The organism is Sporomusa sp., assembly GCF_035561255.1.
Taxonomy (GTDB): Bacteria; Bacillota; Negativicutes; order Sporomusales; family Sporomusaceae; genus Sporomusa.
Map to the genome: position 1 here is coordinate 1 of NZ_DATMXX010000403.1, position 6,759 is coordinate 6,759.

Below are 6,759 nucleotides of genomic sequence, written 5' to 3' on the forward strand. Positions count from 1 at the left end.
TGCGAATACAAGTAATACAGGAAAAGTTACACTTGGTCGTAACCTCCAAGTACACTTTTTTTACATCCGGAACCAGCAGGCTGATCCGGTAACCATCTGCAGTCTTAACTATTAACGCCGCCTGCTCCGCAGTCAGCGACATCGGCAGCTTCAAGTAACCCTCCTTGGTAATACGTGCCAGTGTACGCTCGGCCTCTTGGCCGATGTCCTCCTCACTATCGGGTCGTCTCATCCATCTTCCCCCCATACATTCACAAGCAGTCAAGTTGAGCATCACTGTATTGTATTGACTATATTCATATTTCCTGCAGATCTTTTTATTACTCTGTAATGTGCACCGTCCGCTCGCAACTACCACCCAGTTCCCTGTACTTTCTCAGTCTCACCTCATCCTTTTGACAGGCCTGCTCATTCACCAGTTCCTTGGCTAAGAGTTCCCTCACAAAGGGATACCGCTCCAGACTGGTTTCATCCACCCGGTAATACACCCACTGGGCCTGCTTTTCCCCAGTAATCAGGCGGGCAAAGCGGAGCTTGGTCAGATGCCGCGAGGCATTAGACTGACTGATTTTCAGCACCTCTTCCAAATCACAGACGCACAGTGTTTCCTTGTTTAGCAAGTTCAAAATTCGCAACCGGGTTACATCACCCAGAGCCTTCACTATTTCAACTACATCCATTACAGCCACCTCACACACTTTTAATGCGTCATTGATTTCACAATATGATTATATGCAATTTTTCGCATATAAGTCAAGGGAATCGCTGCCTATTTTTAGGTTGCAGCAGCCAAAGGCTCTTGTCCTCATACTGAAACAGGTATACCTGCTAAAGCATTACGTTTAAATGGGAATATTAATCAACCTAACATAACTCCCATCATGCTGAAGGGCCTCTCTTTTCAGAAAGCGAGGCCCTTTTGTTCCCGTTTTTACTGGGACAAGTATTGGCATTATCTAATGGTACTCCACATTCATCCTGTATGCGGTAGATGCCACTATTATGTCATGATTCGCTGACAAACATCGGTGATAAAAGCTTCCTGATCTTGATCCTCTGAGAATCCCATGTCCATGAGTACATACGACGTTGCCGTAATGTTAGCCTTTTTTAACAGCATCTTTGCACAGGCCATTTTGCATCCGTCGATGGCGATTACTTCGCTGGCCTCCGCCGCTGCTTTTAAAAAACGTGGATACCCTGCACCGATGCCGGCCAAACAACTTGTGCCACAGCGGGCATAACCTACCTCCCGTAATTTACGCCCGACCTTATCACTTACCGCTCCCTCGCTACAGCACCCAGAACAAGTATAGAGAATCCGGGTCAACTCATTAGGTTCCGCATTATTGCACGCCATATATTTCCCCTCCATTTAATTATTGCTAACTCAGTGTAATCCGTTTGTTGTTTTACAAAAGATAAAACAGAAATCCCGAAACAGTTGACATCAAAATAACCGATCCAATAAAAGCCACTACCAGTCTTTTTTGAAAGATTGAATTTAACATTACGATTTCCGGCATACTTGCCCCGGCTGAGCTGATAACAAGTGCCATGACGGCCCCTGCGCTCATTCCTTTAGCAATAAGAATTTGAGATACGGGGATCATGGCAGATAGGCGGACATACAAGGGGATGCCAACAATCGCCGCCAAGGGAATGAGCCACCATGAGTCGCCGCCCAGATAGGTAGAGATCCATTCGGTCGGCACAACCTCGTGAATAAACGCGCCGATGCCTGCACCAAATAACAAGTAAGGATACACCGCTTTCATAAGGTCGATCGTCTCTTTCCATGCTGTGGCAACACTAAAGGTCGCCGTGGTCGCATCGATATTTTGTACGGCTACCTCCTTCACTGCATTTTCAAAGCCCATCTTTTCAAGGGCAAATCCGATAACAATGGATAACACAGAGGTAATCAGCGTATAAAAGGTGGCCACTTTCCATCCCAAGGCAAATACCATGAGTGTTAGGATGGTTGGATCTAAAATCGGTGAAGAAAACAGAAAAATCATGACAATACCAAACCGAACCTTCTTATTTAATAAATTCACAACAATCGGAATGGTAGAGCAAGAACAAAAGGGGGTCACAAAAGCAAATACAATCGCCCCCAACGCACCAACAAAAGAGTTTTTACCGGAAAGCCACATATTGACCTTGTCGTAAGGAATCCAAATTTGGACTAAATTAATCAAAAAACTAATTCCCACAAACAATACAGATAGTTCTAAAATAAGTGTAGCAAAGGTTGTAACGATCTCATACATATTTCCTCACCTCTCCCTTATAACTTGCATTTTGCAAGTATATGACTAAAAAAGAATTCACCGTACCGGTGAACAGCATACGCTGGATTGAGCCAAACTCCTATTTAACAAATGAATAGAACGAATAACGGTCTCTTTTTCAAATTCGGTCATATACGAAAACACTTCCTGGAAATAGCGGTTCATTTGCTCGCTGATCTCCGTTACTGCGCAGGACCCCTGCTCTGTCAAAGAAAGCATATATACTCGTCGATCCTCAGGCTGTTCCATTTTAGCCACTAACCCCAGCTTCACCAGTGTTTGAACCTGCCTGCTAAATGTCGTGATATCCATGCCCAGAGCATCGGCTACTTCCTGCATTGAGGGTCCTTTTCGCTTATTGACTTCATACAAAATATGGCTCTGAACAACTGATAGATCCGGTTCACTAATCTTGCAGCCACACTTGTCGATTAATCCCAATCGCCGCGTCATCAGGTGAAAGGTCTCCCTGATTTGCTCTATCTCCAAAATCCTCACCTCGCCCTCATATTACCAGCATCAGTTGCATTTTGCAAGTAATACTTCGAAAAATTTTTCCATCTGCATTCACTCGGCATGCTCTATAAAAAAAATTTACTCCAAGACATTTTCGTATTGCATAATACAACCATTGTAGCATACAATACTGATAAGGAGGTGAACTCACCATGACCGACCTATCGCAGATTAAAACCTTGCGCCACGACATGCGGCTCTTAGCCCGCAAGATGGAGCTTATGACCAAGTGCGAAGCAAGCTGCTGTGGCATTACCCTGACCCAATGCCACCTCCTAACGGAAATCGGCTGGGCTGGTACGGCATCCCTCAATACCCTGTCCGAACGCCTGGGCGTGGATAAGAGCACCATGAGCCGCAACATTGAGATTCTCGTGACCGACGGCCTGGTCAGCCGTACGACCGACCCGGACAACCGGCGAGCCATCACCATCATGCTGACCGATGCGGGCCGCCAGCTCTTTGATCAAGTAGAAGCCAGCATGACCCAGTTCTATGAAACGCTCTTTCAGGCTCTGCCGGCCAACAAACGCAGCCAGGTTCTGGAAAGCCTGGAGATCCTGCTTGAGGCCATTCCCGCCGGCCGCTGGTGCTAGCCGGAGAAACATCCCCCATAAGGAGGTAATCGATGGAAGCCATTCGTGAACAAGTACGGAAAAAATATGCGGCCGCTATTACTAAGGGCCAAAGCTGCTGCGGCAGTGACTGCTCCTGTAACCCGGTGACCGGCAACCTCTACCAAACAGGTGAACTAGACGGACTGCCCGAGGACCTCGTGGCATCCTCCTTTGGCTGCGGCAATCCCACCGCCCTGGCAACGCTGCATGCCGGAGAAACAGTACTCGACCTGGGTAGTGGCGCGGGCCTGGACGTGCTGCTCTCCGCCAGGCGAGTCGGTCCCGGCGGTAAAGCCTACGGCCTCGATATGACCGACGAAATGCTGGCGGCGGCCAGGGCTAATCAAAGCCGTGCCGGCGTTACTAACGCCGAATTTATCCAAGGCCATATTGAGGCCATTCCCCTGCCCGACAATACCGTTGACGTCATTGTCTCCAACTGCGTCATCAATCTCTCGGGCGATAAAGACCGGGTACTCACCGAGGCGTACCGGGTGCTGAAACCGGGCGGCCGGCTGGCCATATCCGACATTGTGCTGGTGCGATCGCTACCACCCGGCATCCAGCAAAATCTGGCCGCCTGGTCAGGCTGCGTCGCCGGGGCTTTAGAAGCAGACGACTACCGCCGTAAACTGACGGCCGCCGGCTTTACCGCCGTTGAGCTGGTCACCACCCGCGTCTATGACTTCACCGATGAAGGGGCCACCCAATTCCTGCCTGACCTGAAACCAGTGGAACGACAGGCGCTAAGAGGCGCACTCATCAGCGCCTTTATCCGGGCAAAAAAACCAACTGCCCCACTCCGGCCAGGCGCTGACTATACCCTACGTCCGGCCAAACCGGATGATCTTCCCGCCATCGAAAGCCTATTGACTGCTAATGGCCTGCCTACGGCCGGCATAGCCGAGCACCTATCCAGCTTCGTCATCGCCGATACAAATGGCGTAGCCGGCGTCATTGGCCTGGAGCTGGCCGACGGAACCGCCTTATTGCGTTCACTGGCCGTAAGTGGCGACTGGCGTAAACGGGGCCTGGGCGGCGCATTGGTTACCCAGGCACTCGAACTGGCCCGCCAAGCGGGGGCCACCATCGCCTATCTCTTAACCAACACCGCCGAACAATTTGTCGCCCGCTGGGATTTTACCCCTATTGCCTGGAACGATATTCCGGCCAGCCTATTAAAGAACTCGGCCTTAGCGGCGTTATGCCCCGCCACCAGCACCTGCATGCAAAAAAATTTATAGTGTGTCCATACTAAAATAATCAATGAAATGGAGCGATGAGTTTATGAAAAAAATGCAAATCTTTGAACCGGCCATGTGTTGCCCCACCGGCTTATGCGGTGTCGGTGTTGACCCCGAACTGCTGCGAATTTCCGCCGTGCTCAACGCATTAAAGAAAAATGGCATCGAAATCGACCGCTTTAATCTCACCGACGCCCCGATGGAATTTATCAATAACGAAGCTGTCAACAGGCTGATTAATGCCCACGGCGTCGATCAACTGCCTGTTACCGTCGTCGACGGGGAAATTGTGATCACCGGCCGCTACCCGGCCAATGAGGATTTTATCAGCATTCTCCAAATCTCGGCCAATCTACTGGGCGAAGCGCCCGACACAGCGAAAGATAAACCGAAAAATGAAGGCGGTTGCGGCTGCTCCGGCGGCAAGTGCTGCTAACCGGCGTACCGGCGCGGTCACTTCACTCACCGCGGCATGCCCTTAAAACACGGAGGTAAAGTGCCATGGAACTGTTTAATCCCCAAAAGATCACGCTGACCAAATATCTTTTCTATACCGGCAAAGGCGGCGTCGGCAAGACTTCAACAGCCTGCGCCACCGCCGTCACCCTGGCCGACAGCGGCAAAAAGGTGTTGCTCATCAGTACCGACCCTGCTTCCAACCTGCAGGACGTATTTCGCACCGAACTGACTGGCCAGGGCGTGCCCATCCCGGAAGTGCCCGGCCTGGTGGTAGCCAACTTAGACCCGATCCAGGCGGCTGCCGAATACCGGGAAAGTGTCCTTGCTCCCTATCAGGGCAAACTGCCCGCCGCCGTGCTGCAGCATATGGAAGAACAGCTTTCCGGCTCCTGCACGGTGGAAATTGCCGCCTTCAATGAATTTTCCCGTTTCATTACCGATGAAGCGCTGCAACAGCAATACGACCACATCCTATTCGATACCGCGCCAACCGGTCACACCCTACGCATGCTGCAGCTTCCTTCGGCCTGGAGCAATTTCATCAGTGAAAGCACTCACGGAGCATCCTGCCTGGGTCAGCTTGCCGGTTTGGAAAGTAAAAAAGCCATGTATAAGCAGGCAGTGGAAACACTGGCCGACGGAAAACAAACCACACTCCTTCTGGTATCCCGCCCCGAAGTCGCACCGCTCAAGGAAGCGGCGCGGGCGGCACAGGAACTGGCCGACCTCGGCGTGACCAACCAGGCCCTGGTCATCAACGGCGTGCTGGCCGCCTATGACGACAGCATATCGGAAAGCTTGTACCACAAACAAGAGCAAGCGCTGGCCGCCATGCCGCCGGCTTTAGCAAGCCTTACCGCCTACCAGATTCCGCTCCGGGCCTACAACATTACCGGCATCGACAATGTCAGGGCTTTGCTCACACAAGATCATTATGTTGTCCGGAATGAGAAACTCCAGGCCCAGAACATTCCCCTGCTTACCAATGTGATCGGCGACCTGTACAGCTCCAACAAAAAGGTCATCTTCACCATGGGTAAGGGCGGTGTTGGCAAAACCACCATTGCAGCGGCCATTGCCATGGGATTAGCCGCCAGAGGCAAAAAGGTGCACCTGACCACAACTGATCCGGCTGCCCATCTACAGTTCGTCATCAGCGAAACCGCCAACATCACAACAAGCCGCATTGATGAACAGGACGAACTAAAAAAATACCAGGACGAAGTCCTGGCTAAAGCCCGCGAAACCATGTCTGCTGAAGATATCGCCTATGTCGAGGAAGATTTACGCTCCCCCTGCACACAGGAGATTGCTGTTTTCCGGGCATTCGCCCAGATTGTAGAGAAGGCAGAAGACCAGGTGGTTGTCATCGATACCGCCCCAACCGGCCACACACTGTTGCTGCTCGATTCCACCCAGAGCTACCACAAGGAAATCGAGCGTTCTCATGGCGACATCCCCGAAGAGGTCAAAAAGCTGCTGCCGCGGCTGCGCAATGCCGCTGAAACCGAGGTCATCATCATTACCCTGGCTGAAGCCACACCGGTCTATGAAGCGCTGCGCCTGGAAGAAGACTTGAAACGGGCGGGCATTGCCACCAAATGGTGGGTCATCAACGCTTCCCTG

Annotated in this window: 9 protein-coding genes; 4 read left to right on the forward strand and 5 right to left on the reverse strand. The window is 51.3% G+C overall.

All coding sequences use genetic code 11. The features are described from left to right. The 5 genes from VN379_RS23000 to VN379_RS23020 all read right to left on the reverse strand — a co-directional run. Positions 1 to 232: hypothetical protein (locus VN379_RS23000; RefSeq protein WP_325538246.1), on the reverse strand; the 232-nt coding region annotated here is incomplete at its 3' end. 88 nt (positions 233 to 320) lie between these two features. Then, positions 321 to 680 carry a metalloregulator ArsR/SmtB family transcription factor gene (locus VN379_RS23005; protein ID WP_325538248.1) on the reverse strand — a complete coding sequence of 120 codons (360 nt, stop codon included), beginning with the start codon at positions 678 to 680 and terminating at the stop codon, positions 321 to 323. A 320-nt stretch (positions 681 to 1,000) separates the two neighbouring features. Continuing rightward, positions 1,001 to 1,360: a putative zinc-binding protein gene (locus tag VN379_RS23010; RefSeq protein WP_325538250.1), complete on the reverse strand. Its 360-nt coding sequence runs from the start codon at positions 1,358 to 1,360 to the stop codon at positions 1,001 to 1,003. A 52-nt stretch (positions 1,361 to 1,412) separates the two neighbouring features. Next, the gene (locus VN379_RS23015) at positions 1,413 to 2,276 is read right to left on the reverse strand and encodes a permease (RefSeq protein WP_325538252.1); all 864 of its coding nucleotides are present in this window, start codon (positions 2,274 to 2,276) and stop codon (positions 1,413 to 1,415) included. A 57-nt stretch (positions 2,277 to 2,333) separates the two neighbouring features. Then, the gene (locus VN379_RS23020) at positions 2,334 to 2,786 is read right to left on the reverse strand and encodes a MarR family winged helix-turn-helix transcriptional regulator (protein WP_325538254.1); all 453 of its coding nucleotides are present in this window, start codon (positions 2,784 to 2,786) and stop codon (positions 2,334 to 2,336) included. Between the two features lie 179 nt (positions 2,787 to 2,965). Between VN379_RS23020 and VN379_RS23025 the strand changes: the two genes are divergently transcribed. From VN379_RS23025 to arsA, 4 genes are all read left to right on the forward strand, one after another. Next, a complete protein-coding gene (locus VN379_RS23025) occupies positions 2,966 to 3,409 on the forward strand; it encodes a MarR family winged helix-turn-helix transcriptional regulator (protein ID WP_325538256.1) in 444 nt (147 codons plus the stop codon). Positions 3,410 to 3,441: 32 nt separating this feature from the next. Further along, entirely contained in the window at positions 3,442 to 4,674 is a 1,233-nt protein-coding gene (arsM, locus tag VN379_RS23030; RefSeq protein WP_325538258.1) for an arsenite methyltransferase, read from the forward strand. A 43-nt stretch (positions 4,675 to 4,717) separates the two neighbouring features. Continuing rightward, positions 4,718 to 5,110 carry an arsenite efflux transporter metallochaperone ArsD gene (arsD, locus tag VN379_RS23035; RefSeq protein ID WP_325538260.1) on the forward strand — a complete coding sequence of 131 codons (393 nt, stop codon included), beginning with the start codon at positions 4,718 to 4,720 and terminating at the stop codon, positions 5,108 to 5,110. A gap of 65 nt (positions 5,111 to 5,175) precedes the next feature. After that, on the forward strand, positions 5,176 to 6,759 hold a 1,584-nt coding region (gene arsA, locus VN379_RS23040; RefSeq protein ID WP_325538262.1), incomplete at its 3' end, for an arsenical pump-driving ATPase.

What these genes read in the sequence shown, in the direction of transcription:
- VN379_RS23025 (WP_325538256.1), top strand. Translation starts at nt 2,966, where the DNA reads ATGACCGACCTATCGCAGATTAAAACCTTGCGCCACGACATGCGGCTC.
- VN379_RS23005 (WP_325538248.1), bottom strand. Translation starts at nt 680, where the DNA reads ATGGATGTAGTTGAAATAGTGAAGGCTCTGGGTGATGTAACCCGGTTG.
- arsM (WP_325538258.1), top strand. Translation starts at nt 3,442, where the DNA reads ATGGAAGCCATTCGTGAACAAGTACGGAAAAAATATGCGGCCGCTATT.
- arsD (WP_325538260.1), top strand. Translation starts at nt 4,718, where the DNA reads ATGAAAAAAATGCAAATCTTTGAACCGGCCATGTGTTGCCCCACCGGC.
- VN379_RS23010 (WP_325538250.1), bottom strand. Translation starts at nt 1,360, where the DNA reads ATGGCGTGCAATAATGCGGAACCTAATGAGTTGACCCGGATTCTCTAT.
- VN379_RS23015 (WP_325538252.1), bottom strand. Translation starts at nt 2,276, where the DNA reads ATGTATGAGATCGTTACAACCTTTGCTACACTTATTTTAGAACTATCT.